Raw genomic sequence first — 17,359 nt, forward strand, 5'->3', positions numbered from 1 at the left:
GAAAAAATTTACCCCTCCATGGATTCAGTCTAGATTTTTGATCTATTGAATGTCTTAATGCTTTATCGTAACGTCTCTGACGTGCAAATCTACCCCCCACTTTTCTCAAGCCAAGTTTCGTTCTGGAGGCTTCACCGTGGCGAATTCGCCCCCTCTATCGCCTGAAGATCGCCGAGCGTTGTTTGCGCAAGTTATGCAATGTTTGGAAAAGGAGGATAACTTAATACATTACCGGATGACATGGGGGCTACAGTGGAACATTGCCTGCTTTGCCGCCTTATTTGCCGTTCTGTTCGCAGCGAAAAATGCCTATATCTCGGTGAACCGCATTCCATTTTTTGAGATCGCCCTTGCGTTCGTCGGCATCGTCGTAAGCGTTCTTTCCCTGATCGGCATTCTAAGTGTTCACAAACAAACGACTTTTTTGATTGTCGAGCTTACTAAACGCCTCGGAATTAAAAACCATGACTGGGAAGATTCTGAGTTTATTAGACCATACGGCGATCCGTCGACAGTTCATCGAAATGCACGAAGAGTCTCGGCGTTTCTTCCAATACTATTTGTTATTCTATGGATTTCGGTCTTCTTATTTGCGTACCCAAGCATGATCACGCCAGGACATTGATATAGTCATAAATTTTAAGCAACGATATCTGTAATAGGGGTCAGTGATGGGAACAACTTCATTGCCGATCGATTACGATCATAACTTTCGAAAGTTCCGAAAATTTTTGAATTTTGAAACACCTTAGCGTGGCGTTGGCTTCGGGTTAAGAGCCCGCTGCTTCGCGAACGGCGTGTAAAAAGCCTCGTGGATGGTCCGCCTGCGCGGGCCATGACGGTTGGTAAAGAAGATGGATTGCTTCGGGCGGCTTGCGCCGCCCTCGCAATGACGCGGGGTGTTACGCGCCGTAGCCGACGATGCCCTTGATCTCAAGGAAGTCGTGCAGCGCGAAGTCGGCGTATTCGCGCCCGTTGCCGGATTGCTTGTAGCCGCCGAAGGGCGCGGTGAAGTCGATGTCCGGGTAATTGACGTACACGGAACCGGCGCGCATCTCGGCCGCCACCTCGCGGGCCTTGTTGATGTCCTTGCTCTGCACATAGGCGGCGAGGCCGTACACGGTATCGATGGCGATCTCGATCGCCTCTTCCAGCGTGTCGTAGGGGACGATCGAGAGCACCGGCCCGAAGATCTCCTCCTTCTCGATGGTCATGCCCGGCGTCACGTTCCCGAACACGGTCGGCTTGGCGTAGTAGCCTTGCTCCAGCCCCTCGGGCTTGCCGAGACCACCGCAGACTAGCGTCGCACCTTCGTCGATGCCCGCCTTGATCAGGCGCTGCACCTTGTCGAACTGCATCTGGCTCACCAGCGGGCCCAGCACCGTGCCTTCGGCCCACGGGTCGCCCGTGATCTGCTTGGCGGCTTCGTCAGCGGCGATCCGCAAGGCCGCATCATGCAACTCGCGCGGCACCAGCATGCGGGTCGCGGCATCGCAGGACTGGCCGGAATTGATGAAGCAGGCGCCAATGCCCTTGCGCACGGCGTCCTCCAAATCGACATCCGGCAGCAGGATGTTCGCGGACTTTCCGCCCAGCTCCTGGCACACGCGCTTCACGGTATCCGCCGCTGCCTTGGCAACGATGATGCCCGCACGGGTGGAGCCGGTGAAGGACATCATGTCCACATCCTTATGCTCGGCGAGCTTCTGGCCAACCTCAGGCCCGGTGCCGTTGACGAGGTTGAACACGCCCGCCGGAACCCCCGCCTCATGCAGGATCTCGGCGAAGATGATGGCGTTGGTCGGGGCGATTTCGGACGGCTTCAGCACCATGGTGCAGCCCGCAGCGAGCGCCGGGGCGACCTTGCAGACGATCTGGTTCAGCGGCCAGTTCCACGGGGTGATGAGCCCGCAAACGCCGATCGGCTCCAGCGCCACGCGGGTGGTGCCGCGGGTCTCATGGAACTCGAAGGTCTCGACCGTGTCGATCAGCGCCTGGAAATGCCCCTGGCCGACAAACACCTGCGCCTCTTTCGAGAAGGACAGCGGGGCGCCCATCTCGCGGGTGCAGGCTTCGGCGATCTCGTCGTAGCGGCGGTTATAGATTTCCAGGCAGCGCTTCAGCAGGTCCAGCCGGTACTGCTTGCTGGTCTTGGAGAAGGTCTTGAACGCGGCCTTCGCCGCGGCCACGGCCTTGTCCACATCAGCACTGGAGCCGCCGGAGATTTCGGTGAAGGGCTGCTCGGTGGAGGGGTCGATGACCGGGATGCGGTTCGGCGCCACCGGGTCCACCCATTCCCCATTGATGTAGAATTTGAGATGGTTCGACATGGAAACTCCTCCTTAATATGTTTCGATTATCCGCCTGATGCATCCATGGGCAGTTGACCGGAGAACACACGCCGCCTTGTGTTCCGTGGTCAACCAGCGGCGGGGCAAACCGTGCCAGCCTGTCAAAGCTACAAAGGGAGATAGACTTGCAGACCGCTAAACAGCCCATCGTGCAACTTGAAGGTGTCGCTAAGTCATATGGCGGCGCGGTGGCGCTGGCGCAACTCGATCTTACTGTAAACCCGGGCGAGTTCTTCACCCTGCTCGGCCCCTCCGGCTCGGGCAAGACCACCACTTTGCGCCTGATCGCAGGGTTCGAGCGGCCCGATACAGGGCGGATCATGCTTGATGGCGCGGATGTGGCAAATTTGCCGCCCTTCGAGCGCACGGTGAACACCGTGTTCCAGGATTACGCGCTGTTCCCGCACCTTTCGCTGATCGAGAACGTGGCCTACGGGCTGCGGGCGAAGAAGATGCCGAAGGCGCAGGCCCATACCGAGGCCGAAAAGGCGCTCGCCGCCGTGCAACTGGCTGATTTCGGCGAGCGCAAGCCCGCGCAGCTCTCCGGCGGGCAGCGCCAGCGCGTGGCCCTGGCCCGCGCCATGGTGAACAAGCCGCGCGTGCTGCTGTTGGACGAGCCTCTGGGCGCGCTGGATCTGAAGCTGCGGCACCAGATGCAGATCGAACTGAAGCGCTTGCAGCACGATACCGGCATCACATTTATCTATGTGACGCATGACCAGGATGAGGCGCTTTCCATGAGCGACCGGATCGCGGTGTTCTCCAAGGGGCGGATCGAGCAGATCGGCACGGCGTTCGACCTGTACGAGCGCCCGGCCAGCGTCTTCGTCGCGGATTTCGTGGGTAGTTCCAATCTGCTGGGCGGCACCACGCTGCTGCGGCCCGAAAAGATCCAGCTGCTGGCGCCCGGTTCCGCCGCGCCGGAAAACTTCCAGGCGCGCGAAGGCATCGTGCGCGAGGCGACGTATCTCGGCGCGGTGACGCGCTACCAGGTGGTTCTGGCGGACAGCACCACACTGCACGTGATGGAAAGCAACACGCTGCCCGTGGGCGAGCGCCTGCGCCTGGCGGCGGGTGATGCCGTGCTGGCGGCCTGGCCGCGGGACGCGGCAAGAAAGATCGGCAACTAGGGAGAGGTAATATGCAGGACGGTATGAAAAAGACGATCGCGCGGCTGGCCTTGGGCCTGTCCGTGTCCCTGCCCTTCGTGCAGGGCGCGGCGGCGGTGCAGCCGTTGCAGTCCATCGGCAAGGGCGAAGGCGTGCTCAACGTCGTCGCCTGGGAAGGCTATGCCCAGGATGACTGGGTGAAGCCCTTCGAGGCTGCAACGGGCTGCCAGGTGCATGCCAAGTACGCAGGCTCCTCCGACGAGATGGTGGCGCTGATGCGCTCCGGCGGCGGTAGCCAGTACGACGTTGTCTCCGCCTCGGGCGATGCCACGCTGCGCCTGATCTATGGCCACAACGTGCAGCCCATCAACATGGCGCTGATCCCGGCCTGGAAGAACTTCATTCCGCAGCTGCAGGGTCCGGATTTCAACACGGTGGGTGGCGTGCATTATGGCGTCTCCTACGAATGGGGCCCGAACACGCTGCTCTACAGCACCAAGGTGTTCCCCACCGCGCCCACCTCCTGGTCCGTGATCTATGATCCGAAATACAAGGGCCAGGTGACCGTGCCGGACAACCCGATCCAGATCGCCGACGCGGCGCTGTATCTGTCCAAGACCCAGCCTTCGCTCGGGATCACCGACCCGTATGAGCTGAACCAGACGCAGATGGACGCGGCGGTGGCACTGCTGAAGTCCCAGGCCGGGCTGATCAAGAAGTACTGGGCGCTGGCCTCGGACGAGATCCAGCTCTTCACCTCGGGCGACGCGGTGGTGGGCGCCGCCTGGCCGTACCAGACCAACACGCTGCAGGCCGCCAAGGTGGCTGTGGCGGATACCATTCCGGCTGAAGGCGCCACGGGCTGGGCCGACACCTGGATGGTCGCCGCCAAGGCCCAGCACCCCAACTGCGCTTATGAGTGGATCAACTGGGTGACCACGCCGAAAGTGCAGGCCCAGCAGGCGATCTACTTCGGCGAGACGCCGGCCAATACCCTGGCCTGCAAGGAGATGGACGCGGAACAGCCCGGCGCCTGCGCGCAGTACCACGCCAACGCCCCGGCCTCGTATTTCAATCAGATCAAGTTCTGGAAGACCCCGCGTACCGAGTGCGGCAATGGCAAGAACGATTGCCTGGACTACACCGCCTGGCAGCGCGAATGGCAGAGCATTAAAGGCTAAAAATGCAGCGGTTTCTCTCTGCGTTCGGCTGGCGGCATGAGGGGGCGGCGAATGCCGCCCTGCTCGGCCTGCCCGTCATCTGGTTCGCCTGCTTGTATCTGGCTGCGATCGGCGCGCTGTTCGTCACCTCCTTCTGGACAGTGGACAGCCTGAGCGGCAACCTGATTCCCGGCTTTTCCTTCACGAATTTCCAGCAATTGCTAGCTGACCCGATCTACACCAAGATCGGCCTGCGCACGATCGGCATCGCCGCCGCCGTCACGTTCACCGACATCGTGCTGGCCTGGCCTGTTGCCTACGCCATGGTCCGCCTCGCGGGGCCGAGGCTGCGCGCCGCGCTGATGGCGATGGTGATGGTGCCGCTCTGGTCGAGCTATCTCGCCCGTGTTTACGCATGGCGCCTGATCCTGGCGCATGACGGACTGCTTAACTGGGCGCTGGCGGAAATCGGCCTGCCTGGCCTGCACATTGGCTACAGCAACTGGGCGATGTGGATCGTCTTCTCCTATCTCTGGCTGCCGTTCATGATCCTGCCCGTGGCGGCGTCGGTCGAACGGATTCCGCCGAGCCTGCTGGAGGCTTCGGCCGATCTTGGCGAGCATGGCCTGGCGACCTTCCGCCGTGTGATCCTGCCCATGGCGCTGCCCGGCATGGTGGCCGGGGCGATCTTTACCTTCTCGCTGACGCTTGGCGACTACGTGACGCCCATGCTCGTCGGTGGCGAGGGTTCCGACTTCATCGGCAATGTCGTGTACTCGAATGTCGGTGTCACCAATAACATCCCCTTCGCCGCGGCTTATGCCGCGCTGCCGCTCGGGGTCATGGCCGTGTTCCTGCTGGTCGCACGGCGGATGGGGGCCTTCGATGCGCTCTGATACCTGGATCTGGGTGGCGGTGGCCGCGATCATGGGGTTCCTGTTCCTCCCCATCGTCATCATTATCGCCTATGCCTTCTCGGCGGCGCCGATACCGGCCTGGCCGATCACCGGCTTCGCTCTGCACTGGTTTGCCGACACATGGAATGACGACGAAATCCGCCAGGCGCTGACCCTGTCGGTGGAAGTTGCCATGCTGGCGACGACCATGGCGATCCTGCTCGGTACGCTGGCGGCCATGGCCGTGGCGCGGATGAAATCCGCCGCCAAGGAGGTGGTCAGCTTTATCGCCGTGCTGCCGATCGCCCTGCCCGGCATTCTCACCGGCATGGCGCTCGCCTCGTATTTCGCCTTCTGGGGCCTCAACCTCTCGTTCTGGACGATCGTCGCGGGCCACGCCACGTTCTGCGTCGTTATCGTCTACAACAACGTGATCGCGCGGTTGCGGCGCATGCCGCGCTCGCTCACCGAGGCTTCGGCGGATTTGGGCGCGGATGCGTTCCTCACCTTCCGCCGGGTGCAGCTGCCGATGATGGCGAGCGCCATCGGTGCTGGCGCGCTGCTGGCCTTTGCCCTCTCGTTCGACGAGGTGATCGTCACCACCTTCACCGCCGGGGCGCAGAACACGTTGCCGCTCTGGATCTTCGGTGCCATCCGCCTCGGGCAGAAACTGCCGGAGGTGAATGTCACGGTGTTCGCGATCATCCTGTTCACCGCCGTTCCGGTGCTGCTGGCGCAGAAGCTGATCGGCGAATCGGGACGGGTTGCGCGGTAATCTGCGGCGTTCTAGGCTCTCGGCTCAGGGAAAATGCCGAGTCGTACCGCCAGCGCAGCGGAGTTGAATTGAGATGAGCCATTTGGCGAGGACAGCCCAGGGGGCGCAGGTGGCGCTGGTCGCCACGGCGGGGCTGTTGCCGTTCCTGTCCCAGCTTGGGGCGGATGCCGACAGAATCATGGGCCCGGCCGGCATTGATGCCGGCCGCCTGAATGCTATGGCCGAGGGCAGCATCTCGCTCGCCGCCTATGTGGAGATGATGGAGCGCGCGGCGCGGGTTTCGGGGCACGCCGATTTCGGCCTGCGCTACGGGCGGCAATTCCCGGCCTCCAGCCATGGGCTGGTGGGCGATATAGCGCTCGCCGCGCCGACCATCGGCACCGCGCTGCGGCAATTCGCCGATCTCTTCCCCCTGCACCAGGAAGCCAGCGAGGTGCGGCTGATTGCCGAGGGCGAGCTGCTGCGTCTGGAATACCGGATTCTCGACTGGCGAATTTTCGACCGGCGGCAGGATGCGGAGCTGACCATCGCCATGTTCCAGAACCTGCTGCGCCAGGCCTATGGCCGGAATTTTGCGCCGGAGGAGGTGCATTTCGAGCACCCGGCTCCGGCGGATGCCTCCGCTCACGATGAGATTTTCGGCGCCCAGGTGTTTTTCGGCCAGCGCACCAACGCACTGGTGTTCCGGCCTGGGGATTTGCGCCGGCCAATGCCGGGGGCCGATGCCGCCGCGTTTTCAAGACTGCTGGCCGAGGCCTTCATACGCCGCCTGCCGCATGGGGTGGTGCCTCTGCCTGAACGGCTGCGGGCGGAAATCCGCTCGCGCCTGCCGGAAGGCTCACCGCCGATGGAAGAGGTGGCAACAGCCCTGGGCGTTGCCCGCTGGACGCTGCAGCGCCGGCTGAGCGACATGGGGCTGACCTATGCCGGAGCGGTCCAGGATGTGCGCCGCCTGCTGGCGGAGAGCTATCTGCGGTTTCCGCATCTTTCGCTCTCCAGCATCGCGCAACTGCTCGGCTATGCCGAACTCAGCCCGTTCTCGCGCGCCTGCAAGCGGTGGTTCGGCGCATCGCCGGAGCGGATCCGCGCCGAGTGGGAGCTGAACTAGATAATCCCGGACGCGCGTAGCTCCGCGATTTCATCCGTAGAGAGGCCTAGTTCCGCCAGCACTTCATCGGTGGCGGCACCCAGGGCCGGAGGCGGGCGCGTGTCATCGGCCGGGGTGCGGGAGAAGCGCATCGGGTTGGCCACCGCGCGCATGCCCTCGCCGAGATCGTTGAAGATGCCGCGCGCCTGAACCTGCGGGTCCTCGTCGAGGTCGGGGAAGCGGTTGATCGGCCCGCCCGGAACGCCTGCTTCTTCCAGGGCCTCGCACCATTCCTTCGTGGTCCGCTGCCGCAACAGCACTTCCAGCAGCGGCACCAGAATTGCACGGTTGCGCACCCGCGCCGGGTTGGTGGCGAAGCGCGGATCGGCCGCCAGTTCCGGCGCGCCCGCAAGCTTCACGAACCGCGCGAACTGATCGTCATTCCCCACAGCAAGGATCAGATACCCGTCGGCGCTGGCGAACACCTGATACGGCACGATGGAGGGATGCGCGTTACCGAGCCGCGTCGGCTGCTGGCCGGAAACGAGGTAGCTGGAAATCTGGTTCGCCATGGTGGCGATCTGCACATCGAACAATGCGAGGTCGATATGCTGGCCCCGGCCAGAGCGCTCCCGCTCCAGCAGCGCCGCGAGCACGGCGGTGGCGGCATACATGCCGGTGAACACGTCCACCACCGCCACGCCGGCCTTCATCGGCTCGCCGTCTGGTTCGCCGGTAACGCTCATCAGCCCGCCCATGCCCTGCATCAGGAAGTCGTACCCCGCACGATGGCGGTATGGCCCGGTCTGGCCGAAGCCGGTGATGGAGCAGTACACGAGCCGCGGGTTGAGGGCGCAGAGCTGCTCCGGCCCCAGCCCGAGCTTGGCCAGCCCGCCGAACTTGAAGTTCTCCAGCACCACGTCGCTCTCCGCCGCGATGCGTTTGATCAAGGCCTGGCCTTCAGGCTTTGCCATATCGACGGTGACCGATTTCTTGCCCCTGTTGGCGCAGAGGAAATACGCGCTCATCCCGCTCTCCGGCACGAAAGGCGGGCCCCAAGCGCGGGTGTCGTCCCCCGCACCCGGGCGCTCGATCTTGATCACCTCGGCACCGAGATCCGCGAAGACTTGGGCGGCCCAGGGGCCAGCCAGGACGCGGCTCAGGTCGAGCACCTTGATACCGGCGAGCGGGCCCATGCTCAGAACGCGGCCAGGCCGGTGATGGCGCGGCCGAGGATGAGGGCATGCACGTCATGCGCGCCCTCGTAGGTGTTCACCGTCTCCAGGTTCACCATGTGGCGCATCACGTGATACTCGTCGGCGATGCCGTTACCGCCGTGCATGTCACGCGCCATGCGGGCGATATCCAGCGCCTTGCCGCAATTGTTGCGCTTGAGCAGGGAGATCATCTCAGGTGCTGCCTCACCGGCATCCAGCAAACGGCCGAGCTGCAGCGCGCTGTGCAGGCCAAGGGTGATCTCGGTCTGCATGTCGGCGAGCTTCTTCTGGATCAGCTGCGTGCCGGCGAGCGGACGGCCGAACATCTTGCGGCCCAACGTGTAGTCGCGCGCGGCGTGGAAGCAGAACTCGGCGGCCCCTAGCGCGCCCCAGGAGATGCCGTAGCGCGCGTTGTTGAGGCAGGAGAACGGACCGCGCAGGCCCTTCACGTTCAGCATCGCCTCGTCGGGGACGAACACCTCGTCCAGCATGATCATGCCGGTGATGGAGGCGCGAAGCGAGAGCTTGCCCTCGATCTTCGGCGCGGCAAGGCCCTTGGCGCCCTTCTCGATGGTGAAGCCACGGATATCGCCCGCATCGTCCTTGGCCCAGACCACGAACACGTCGGCGATGGGGGAGTTGGATATCCAGGTCTTGGAGCCACTCAGCAGGTAGCCGCCATCGACCTTCTTGGCGCGGGTGCGCATGGAGGCGGGGTCGGACCCGGCATCCGGCTCGGTGAGGCCGAAGCAGCCGACCCATTCGCCGGTGCGTAAGCGCGGCAGGTAGCGGTCCTTCTGCGCCTCCGACCCGAAAGCGTAGATCGGGTACATCACCAGGCTGGACTGCACGGAGAAGGCGGAGCGGTAGCCGCTGTCCACGCGTTCGATCTCGCGGGCAATAAGGCCGTAGGCAACGTAGGAGACATCGGCGCAGCCATGGGTGGAGAGTGTGGGGCCGAGCAGGCCGAGTTCACCCAGTTCGCTCATCACCTCGCGGTCGAACCGCTCCTCGCGGTACGCGGTGAGCACGCGCGGCTGCAGCTTCTCCTGCGCGTAGGCGTGCGCGGCGTCACGGATGGCGCGTTCTTCTTCCGTCAGCAGTCCTTCCAGCTTCAGCGCGTCGGCCCAGTCGAAATTGGACAGTTTTCCCTTGGTGCTCATAGCGGTCTCCCAAAAATGCTGAGCCGTTCTGGGCCAAAGCCTCTCTCGCCGCAAATAGATTAAAAATTGATTTTGATGCGAATTTCACATTAAAATGGCGCCATGGAACTCCGCCAGCTGCGCTGTTTTGAAATCCTTGCCGAAGAGCTGCATTTTGCCCGCACTGCGGACCGGCTGGGCACCACGCAATCCGGCGTCTCACGACTGATCGCCGGGCTGGAAACCACACTTGGCGGTAAGCTGTTCAACCGGGCGAAGCGCTCATCCGTGTCCCTCACCGCCACCGGGGCGTTGTTCCTGCCGGAGGCGCGGGCGATCTTGCGCCAGGCCGAGCGGGGCGAGACCATCGGCCGGCGCGCGGCGCGGGGCGAGATCGGCAGCCTGGAGATCGGCTTTGTCGCCTCCGCCGCGTGGGACGGCACGGTCTCCGCCATGGTTCGCCGCTACCATGAGGTGGCGCCGGGGGTGGAGGTGCGGCTGCGCGAGATGGAAACACCGCGCCAGCTTGAGGAAATCGCCACCGGACGGTTGGATCTGGGCTTCCTGCGGGCCCGGGCCGATTATCCGGTGGAGGTGAAGGTGAGCCTGCTACAGCGGGACGCACTGCACATCGCCCTGCCTGAGGACCACAAACTCGCCGCCCAAGCCGCGCTCCGCCCCGTGGACCTCAAGGGGGCGAAATTCATCGTGCCCTATTTTGGCGAGGCGGCGGGGTTCCTGGTGCGCATCCGCACGCTCGGCGAAGCGGGCGGCTTCACGCCCGAGATTTTGGCGCCGGTGCGGGATTTCCTCACTGTCCTCACCTCCGTCGCAGCCGGGCTCGGCGTGGGGCTGGTGCCGGAAAGCGCCGTGAACTTCCGCATCCCCGGCACGGTGCTGCGGCCAGTGGAGGGGGTGGAGCTTGTCTCCGAGCTGATGCTGGCCAGCCGGCGGGCTGAAGCCTCACCCACGGTACGGCAGTTTTTGGCGTTGGCGGGCGCGCGGGTCTAGAAGGCCGCATGAAACAGGATTTTGACGTTGTGGTGGTCGGCGCGGGTGCCGCTGGGTTGTTCTGCGCCGGTGTGGCGGCAAGGCGAGGCCAGCGTGTATTGGTGCTGGACCATGGCGAGGAGCCGGGGCAGAAGATCCTGATTTCCGGCGGCGGCCGCTGCAACTTTACAAACATGAAAGTTGGCGCGGAGAATTTCATCTCCGCCAATCCGCATTTCTGCAAATCGGCCCTGGCCGGGTTCACGCCGCGTGATTTCATCGCGCTGGTCGAGCGTTATGGCATCGCCTACCATGAAAAGACGCTGGGGCAGTTGTTCTGCGATGGCTCCGCCCGGCAGATTCTCGAAATGCTGCTGGACTTATGCGCGGGGGTGGAGCTGCGGTTCGGCACGGTCGTGCATGAGATTTCGCATGACGGCACGTTTGTGCTGGAGACATCGCACGGGCCGGTCACGGCGCGGAATCTCGTGATCGCCACGGGCGGTCTTTCCATCCCCAAGCTTGGCGCCACGGGGTTTGCCTATGAGGTGGCAAAGAAATTCGGACACAGCGTAGTGCCGCCGCGCCCGGCTTTGGTGCCGCTGACCTTCGCCCCGCAGGATGTAAGCTGGATGCAGGCGCTGGCAGGGGTTTCCGCGCCGGTGCGGATCAGCGCGGGGAAAAGGCGCTTCGAGGAAAGCCTGCTGTTCACGCATCGCGGCCTCTCGGGCCCGGCGGTGCTGCAAATCTCCTCCTACCTCGCGCCCGGTGCTGCGTTCGAGGTAGATTTCTACCTCGGATTACGGGCGGAGGATGCCTTGCTGGACGCAAAAACCCGCCGCCCGAAAGCGGCGCTAAAGACCGTGCTGGCGGAGCATCTCCCTGCCCGCCTCGCCGCGCATTTCGCCGGGGCGGATGACCGCAACATGGCGGACCTGCCGGATAAATTCCTGCGTTCACTCGGCGGGCAGTTGAACCGCCTTGTGCTCACGCCTGCGGGGAATGAGGGCTTCGCGAAAGCGGAAGTCACCGCTGGCGGTGTGGATACGTCGGACCTCGTCTCCAAAACCTGCGAGAGCCAGAAACTGCCCGGCCTGTTCTTCATCGGCGAAGCCGTGGACGTAACCGGCTGGCTCGGCGGCTATAACTTCCAATGGGCCTGGGCGAGCGGGCACGCCGCAGGCCAGGCCATTCAGGCGAGGTAACGCGCCGTCAGATGCGCCTCGAAATGCGCCGGGTTGAGAGGCTCGCCCGTGGCGGCGGTGAGGATTTCGTTAAAGCCGAGGCTCGAACCCAGGCCATGAACATGCTCGGCGAGCCACCCGGTCAGCGGCGCGAAATCCCCCAGGGCCAGATGCGCGTCGAGCGCTGGCAAGGCCTTCCGCGCCGCCGCCATGAGCTGCGCCGCCGCCATGGCGCCCAGCGTGTAGGAGGGGAAATAGCCGATCGCGCCGTCGTACCAGTGAATGTCTTGCAAACAGCCTTGCGCGTCATCGGGCGGGGTGATGCCGAGTAGCGCCTTGAAGCCATCGTTCCAGGCGCCGGGCAGGTCGGCCACGGCGAGATCGCCCGAGAGCAGCGCCTGCTCCAGCCGGAAGCGCAGCAGCACATGGGCGGGGTAAGTCATCTCATCCGCTTCCACGCGGATGAAGCTGCGCTCCACATGGCGCAGGCGGCGCTTCAGCGCGGGAAGAGTGATCGGCTTGCCGAACGCATCGGTGAGGATGGGCGCGAGATGGGAAAGGAACGCGTCGGACCGCACCGCCTGCATCTCGATGATCAAAGACTGGCTCTCATGCACCGCCATGCCCGCGGCTTCGCCCACCGGCTGGCGGCGGAAGGCGGCGGGCAGGTTCTGCTCGTAGAGCGCATGGCCGGTCTCGTGCAGCACCCCCGTGAGGGCGGAGCAGACATCGGATTCGTCATAGCGCGTGGTGATGCGGATATCGGTGGGCGTGCCGCCGCAGAACGGGTGGGCCGAGCGGTCCAGCCTAGCGTTGGAGAATTTGAGCCCGGCGGCGGCGGCAAGTTTCCGGGCCAACGCCTCCTGCACCGCTTCCGGGTAGGGGCCGGGGGGCAGTTCCCCATGCTCGCGCGCGGCCTGTAGCGCCTCGGCCCGGGGCAGAGCCTCCTTCAGGAAGGCTTCATACTGGGTGAAGATGGCGTTCGCATCAGCGGCGGTGATCCCGCGCTGGTACTGGCTCATCAGCGCGTCGTAGGGCGAAAGCCCAAGCACCCCACCCAGGATCTGCGCGGATTCACGCGTGAGGCTGATCACCTCGGACAAGGCGGCCTGCACTGCGGCGAAATCGCTCTCCTTGCGCGCCACGCGCCAGATGGTCTCGCAGGCACGACCGGCGCGGACGCTGGCTTCCACCAGATCGCGCGGCAGGGCCGTGGCGCGGATGTAGGCCTCGCGCATCAGGCCCACATTGGCTTCCTGCCAGTCAGTCTCCGGCGCGGCGGCTTCCAGATCCTCACCAATATCTGGCGAGCAGAGACTCTCATGCGCCAGCCCGGCCAGGGTGGCGAGCTGTTCGCCCCTCGCCTCGGCGCCGCCATCCGGCATCATGGCCGCGGCATCCCAGCCCAGCATGGCCGAGGCCTCGTTCAGCACGGCGATGCGGGCGAATTTCTGTTCCAGGCGCTCATAGGCTGTGGTCATGGCTGCTGCAGTCTCTTTCGGGCGAAGAAGATGAACTCGAATACCAGGACACCGGCGAAGCCGAACCAGGTGAGTGCATACTGATAATGGTTATTGGGCGGCGTGGGGAGGTCCTGCGCCGGTTGCGGCATGGCGCTGCCCGGCGGCGGCATGGGGCCCATGGCAATGAGCATATACGGCGCGACATTGTGCAGCCCCATTCCCGCGCCGATCTTTGCCGGGTCCAGCGTGTAGTAGAGGCCGTGGGCGGGGTCGTCCTTGCCCGAGAACCATCCGGCATGCAGCGGCGCGTGCAGATAGCCCGCCGGATTGGACGGCGGGTTCGCCAGCGCCACGGGGCTTTGCTGCGGCACCCAGCCGAGATCGACGAGAATGATCTCTCTGCTGGGCCGCTGCAACGCCATGAGGAGCTCGCCGCCGGGAACGGGGCCGTTCGGGGTGTCGTGGATTTCGTCGCCATAAAGCGCGGCCTTGCCAGGGAGCCAGTCGCCCGCAATCTGCACTTTCTGGTAGGGCGCGGGGTTGGCGGGCAAGGGCACGGGCGGCGCTGTCTGCGCCTGCCGGATTTCGGCGATGATGCCTTCTTTCCACTTCAGCCGCTGCAATTGCCAAATACCGAGAGCGATGAGGACGCAGACCAGCACCAGGGCCGCCAGCCCCGGCGCCAGCAGGGCCTTAGCCCGCGACAATCGCGCTGCGGCCGAGATAGTAAATGCAGACGAAAAGGAACAGCCACACCACGTCCACGAAGTGCCAGTACCAAGCGGCGGCCTCGAACCCAAAATGCCGTTCCGGCGTGAACTGCCCGGCGCGGGCGCGGAAGAAGCAGACGATGAGGAAGATGGTGCCGACGATGACATGCAGCCCGTGGAACCCGGTGGCGATGAAGAAGGATGAGGGATAGATGCCGCCGTGATAGAATGGGAACGGAGAGTGCGTGTACTCCCAGGCTTGGCCGCAGAGGAACATCAGGCCCAGGAGAATAGTCACGCCGAGGCCGCGCACCAGGTTCTTCCTGTCCCCTTCGAGCAGCGAGTGGTGCGCCCAGGTGATGGTGGTGCCGGAGAGCAGCAGCGTCATGGTGTTGAACAGCGGGATGGCGAACGGGTCGATGGTGGTGACGCCCTGCGGCGGCCACACCGGCGCGAAGGCCGTGCCCATTTTGTCCGGGTAGAAGAAATAGTTGAAATAGTTCCAGAAAAACGAAACGAAGAACATCACTTCGGACGAGATGAACAGCGCCATGCCATAGCGCAGGCCAACCTGAGTGATGATCTTGTGCAGGCCGGGGGTGCGGGCTTCGGCGATGACATCCCGCCACCAGACGAACATGGTGGCGGCGGCGCAGAGCACGCCGATGGCCAGCACGTAAAAGATGTGGAAATGCGCGGCGAGAATGATGCCGGCGAAGGTGAGCATCGCCGAGGCGGCGCCGCAAAGCGGCCAGAGGCTCGGTTCGACCAGATGATACGGCTGCGGGACGGTCGATTTTATCTGGTCGGTGGCCGTATGGATCGTTCCGCTCATTTCATTCCCCTAATTTTTTGAGTCTTGTTCCTCGGCCATGCTGTTTACCACATTTGGCCATATTCGTGCAGCTTCACGATAGCGATCCCGTAGATCATCAGGCAGAACGCCGCGAGCGCCGCGAGCAGCAGGAAGTTGCGCCCCCGGCGGCGGCGGATGAATTCGGCGCGCTGCTCATCCGTCCAGTTGGGTTGACCCAGCTTCGTGTGGGGCATGTGGCCGGTATCTCCCGGGGGCTTCATCTCCGTCATTTCACACCAGCCTATCGATGGCACAGGCCAGGAAGAGGACAAACAGATACAGGATGGAGAATTTGAATGCGGCGCGCGCAGGCTTGTCCTTCGTCAGGCTCACACCGGTCGCATCCTGCTTATCGGCATACACGCCCCAGCAGAAATAAACGAAGGTCAGGCTGCTGATGAGTGCTGAAACCCCGTAAAAGCGCCCGGTGAGTCCCAACGCCCAGGGCGAGACGGTGAGCGGCAGCAGCACCAGCGAATAGACCAGGACGTTGAGGCGCGTGTGCTTCGCACCTTTCACCACCGGCAGCATCGGGATTCCGGCCTTCTCGTAATCCTTTGCGGCATAGAGCGCGAGCGACCAGAAATGCGGTGGCGTCCAGAAGAACACGATGGCGAACAGCAGCATGGGCAGCAGGCCGATATGCCCGGTGACCGCCGCCCAGCCGATAACCGCCGGGAACGCGCCCGCCCCGCCGCCGATGACGATGTTCTGCGGCGTGCGGCGCTTCAGCCACATCGTGTAGATGACCGCGTAGTAGAAAATGGACAGCGCCAGCACGGAGGCCGCGCAGAGATTGGTGGCCATGGCCAGCAGCAGCACGGAGATGACCGACAGCACGATACCGTAGCCCAGCGCGCCGCTTGCCTCGATCTTGCCCGCGGGGATCGGCCTGTCCGTGGTCCGGCGCATCATCGCGTCGATGTCCCGGTCGTACCACATGTTGATCGCGCCCGCGGCGCCTGCACCCAGCGCGATGCAGAAGATGGCAACCGCGCCCAGCACCGGGTTGATATGCCCGGGGGCGATGAACAGGCCGATCGCCCCGGTGAACACGACGAGGCTGATCACGCGCGGCTTGAGCAGCGCGAGCCAGTCGCCCGGCTCGGCGCCAAGATGCGGGGTGAAGCCGGTGTTATCCGTGGCCATCATGTCAGCGGATCACCGGCACGTCTTCGAACGTGTGCTGCGGGGCGGGACTGGGAATGGCCCATTCCAGCGTGGTCGCGCCCTCGCCCCAGTAATTATCGGCCAGTTTCTCCTTGGAGGTGAACACGCAGTAGAGGACATAGAAGAAGACCAGCGAGGACAGGCCCGAGATGATGGCGCCGACGGAGGAGACGTAGTTCCACCCGGCGAAGGCATCGGCATAGTCCGGGTAACGGCGCGGCATGCCGGCCAGCCCGAGGAAGTGCATCGGGAAGAAGGTCAGGTTCACGCCGATGAAGAAGGTCCAGAAATGCACCTTGCCCCAGAACTCGGGGTACTGGTGCCCGGCCATCTTGCCGATCCAATAGTAGAAGCCCGCGAAGATCGCGAAGGCGGCACCCATGGAGAGCACGTAGTGGAAATGGGCGATCAGGAAGTAGTCGTTATGCAACTCCTGGTCGAGGCTGGCATTGGCCAGCACCACGCCGGTGGCGCCGCCGATGACGAACAGGAAGATGAAGCCCACGGCCCAGAGCATCGGCGTCTTGAACTCGATGGAGCCGCCCCACATCGTGGCGATCCAGGAGAAGACCTTGATGCCAGTCGGCACGGCGATAACCAAAGTGGCAACCTCGAAGTACACCTTTGAGTCGGTACTGATCGCCGAGACGAACATGTGGTGGGCCCAGACGACGAAGCCGACGAAGCCGATGATCACCATGGCGTAGGCCATGCCGAGATAGCCGAAGATCGGCTTGCGCGAGAAGGTGGAGACGTCGTGGCTGACGATGCCGAACGCCGGCAGGATCATGATGTAGACTTCAGGATGGCCGAAGAACCAGAACAGATGCTGGAACAGCACCGGGTCGCCGCCGCCGGCGGGCTCGAAGAAGGAGGTGCCGAAATTGCGGTCCATGATCAGCATGGTCACGGCCCCCGCCAGCACCGGGATGGCGAGCAGGAGCAAAAACGCCGTCACCAGAATGGCCCAGCAGAACAGCGGCATCTTGTGCATGGTCATGCCCGGGGCGCGCATGTTCAGGATGGTGGCGATGAAGTTGATGGCGCCCAGCAGCGAGGAAATACCCGCCAGATGCAGCGAGAAGAGCGAGAAATCCGTCGCCACGCCGGGAGAATATTGGGCATTGTCGAGCGGGGGATAGAGCGTCCAGCCCGCCCCGGTGCCCGCCCCCAGGAACAGCCCCAGCAGCACGAAGACAAAGCCCGCGGCCAGGAACCAGAAGCTCATATTGTTCAGGCGCGGAAACGC

17 protein-coding genes are annotated in these 17,359 nt (G+C 63.8%); 8 read left to right on the top strand and 9 right to left on the bottom strand.

What is annotated here, in order from left to right:
• Positions 1-136: 136 nt before the first annotated feature.
• On the top strand, positions 137-625 hold the full coding sequence (locus tag ACLPJJ_RS07350; RefSeq protein WP_443590298.1) for a hypothetical protein: 489 nt from the start codon (positions 137-139) through the stop codon (positions 623-625).
• Positions 626-902: 277 nt separating this feature from the next.
• On the opposite strand, the gene ACLPJJ_RS07355 is transcribed toward ACLPJJ_RS07350, so the two are convergent.
• Complete coding sequence (locus ACLPJJ_RS07355; protein WP_443590299.1) at positions 903-2,330, bottom strand: aldehyde dehydrogenase family protein; 1,428 nt, start codon at positions 2,328-2,330, stop codon at positions 903-905.
• Positions 2,331-2,476: 146 nt separating this feature from the next.
• On the opposite strand from ACLPJJ_RS07355, the gene ACLPJJ_RS07360 reads away from it, so the two are divergent.
• The 5 genes from ACLPJJ_RS07360 to qhpR all read left to right on the top strand — a co-directional run bounded on the left by ACLPJJ_RS07360 (position 2,477) and on the right by qhpR (position 7,399).
• On the top strand, positions 2,477-3,481 hold the full coding sequence (locus ACLPJJ_RS07360) for an ABC transporter ATP-binding protein (RefSeq protein WP_443590300.1): 1,005 nt from the start codon (positions 2,477-2,479) through the stop codon (positions 3,479-3,481).
• Positions 3,482-3,504: 23 nt separating this feature from the next.
• A complete protein-coding gene (locus tag ACLPJJ_RS07365) occupies positions 3,505-4,641 on the top strand; it encodes an ABC transporter substrate-binding protein (RefSeq protein ID WP_443590301.1) in 1,137 nt (378 codons plus the stop codon).
• Between the two features lie 2 nt (positions 4,642-4,643).
• Positions 4,644-5,516 (top strand): ABC transporter permease, encoded by an 873-nt coding sequence (locus tag ACLPJJ_RS07370; RefSeq protein ID WP_443590302.1) that lies wholly within the window; start codon positions 4,644-4,646, stop codon positions 5,514-5,516.
• Positions 5,506-6,291: an ABC transporter permease gene (locus tag ACLPJJ_RS07375; RefSeq protein ID WP_443590303.1), complete on the top strand. Its 786-nt coding sequence runs from the start codon at positions 5,506-5,508 to the stop codon at positions 6,289-6,291. The genes ACLPJJ_RS07370 and ACLPJJ_RS07375 overlap by 11 nt, the downstream gene beginning before the upstream one ends.
• Before the next feature lie 73 nt (positions 6,292-6,364).
• Positions 6,365-7,399 (top strand): AraC-like transcriptional regulator QhpR, encoded by a 1,035-nt coding sequence (qhpR, locus tag ACLPJJ_RS07380; protein WP_443590304.1) that lies wholly within the window; start codon positions 6,365-6,367, stop codon positions 7,397-7,399.
• Here qhpR and ACLPJJ_RS07385 read toward each other — a convergent pair.
• A complete protein-coding gene (locus ACLPJJ_RS07385; RefSeq protein WP_443590305.1) occupies positions 7,396-8,574 on the bottom strand; it encodes a CaiB/BaiF CoA transferase family protein in 1,179 nt (392 codons plus the stop codon). The genes qhpR and ACLPJJ_RS07385 overlap by 4 nt on opposite strands.
• Positions 8,575-8,576: 2 nt before the next feature.
• On the bottom strand, positions 8,577-9,758 hold the full coding sequence (locus ACLPJJ_RS07390; RefSeq protein ID WP_443590306.1) for an acyl-CoA dehydrogenase: 1,182 nt from the start codon (positions 9,756-9,758) through the stop codon (positions 8,577-8,579).
• 102 nt (positions 9,759-9,860) lie between these two features.
• Here ACLPJJ_RS07390 and ACLPJJ_RS07395 point away from each other — a divergent pair, with 102 nt between their 5' ends.
• Positions 9,861-10,748, top strand: a complete 888-nt coding sequence (locus ACLPJJ_RS07395; protein WP_443590307.1) for a LysR family transcriptional regulator — start codon at positions 9,861-9,863, stop codon at positions 10,746-10,748.
• A gap of 8 nt (positions 10,749-10,756) precedes the next feature.
• Positions 10,757-11,932, top strand: a complete 1,176-nt coding sequence (locus ACLPJJ_RS07400) for an NAD(P)/FAD-dependent oxidoreductase (protein WP_443590308.1) — start codon at positions 10,757-10,759, stop codon at positions 11,930-11,932.
• On the opposite strand, the gene ACLPJJ_RS07405 is transcribed toward ACLPJJ_RS07400, so the two are convergent.
• From ACLPJJ_RS07405 to ACLPJJ_RS07430, 6 genes are all read right to left on the bottom strand, one after another.
• Entirely contained in the window at positions 11,920-13,392 is a 1,473-nt protein-coding gene (locus ACLPJJ_RS07405; RefSeq protein WP_443590309.1) for a carboxypeptidase M32, read from the bottom strand. The two genes, ACLPJJ_RS07400 and ACLPJJ_RS07405, sit on opposite strands and share 13 nt — an antisense overlap.
• A complete protein-coding gene (locus ACLPJJ_RS07410) occupies positions 13,389-14,081 on the bottom strand; it encodes an SURF1 family protein (protein ID WP_443590310.1) in 693 nt (230 codons plus the stop codon). Before ACLPJJ_RS07410 ends, ACLPJJ_RS07405 begins: the two co-directional genes overlap by 4 nt.
• Positions 14,068-14,919, bottom strand: coding sequence for a cytochrome c oxidase subunit 3 (locus ACLPJJ_RS07415; protein ID WP_443590311.1), 852 nt, complete (start codon positions 14,917-14,919; stop codon positions 14,068-14,070). The genes ACLPJJ_RS07410 and ACLPJJ_RS07415 overlap by 14 nt, the downstream gene beginning before the upstream one ends.
• 44 nt (positions 14,920-14,963) lie before the next feature.
• On the bottom strand, positions 14,964-15,134 hold the full coding sequence (locus ACLPJJ_RS07420; RefSeq protein ID WP_443590312.1) for a hypothetical protein: 171 nt from the start codon (positions 15,132-15,134) through the stop codon (positions 14,964-14,966).
• Between the two features lie 37 nt (positions 15,135-15,171).
• Positions 15,172-16,092 carry a heme o synthase gene (locus ACLPJJ_RS07425; RefSeq protein ID WP_443590313.1) on the bottom strand — a complete coding sequence of 307 codons (921 nt, stop codon included), beginning with the start codon at positions 16,090-16,092 and terminating at the stop codon, positions 15,172-15,174.
• A gap of 1 nt (position 16,093) precedes the next feature.
• Positions 16,094-17,359, bottom strand: a 1,266-nt coding sequence (locus ACLPJJ_RS07430; protein WP_443590314.1) for a cytochrome c oxidase subunit I, incomplete at its 5' end; no start/stop codon positions are given.

It is taken from the genome of Acidocella sp., from assembly GCF_052326845.1.
Taxonomy (GTDB): Bacteria; Pseudomonadota; Alphaproteobacteria; order Acetobacterales; family Acetobacteraceae; genus Acidocella.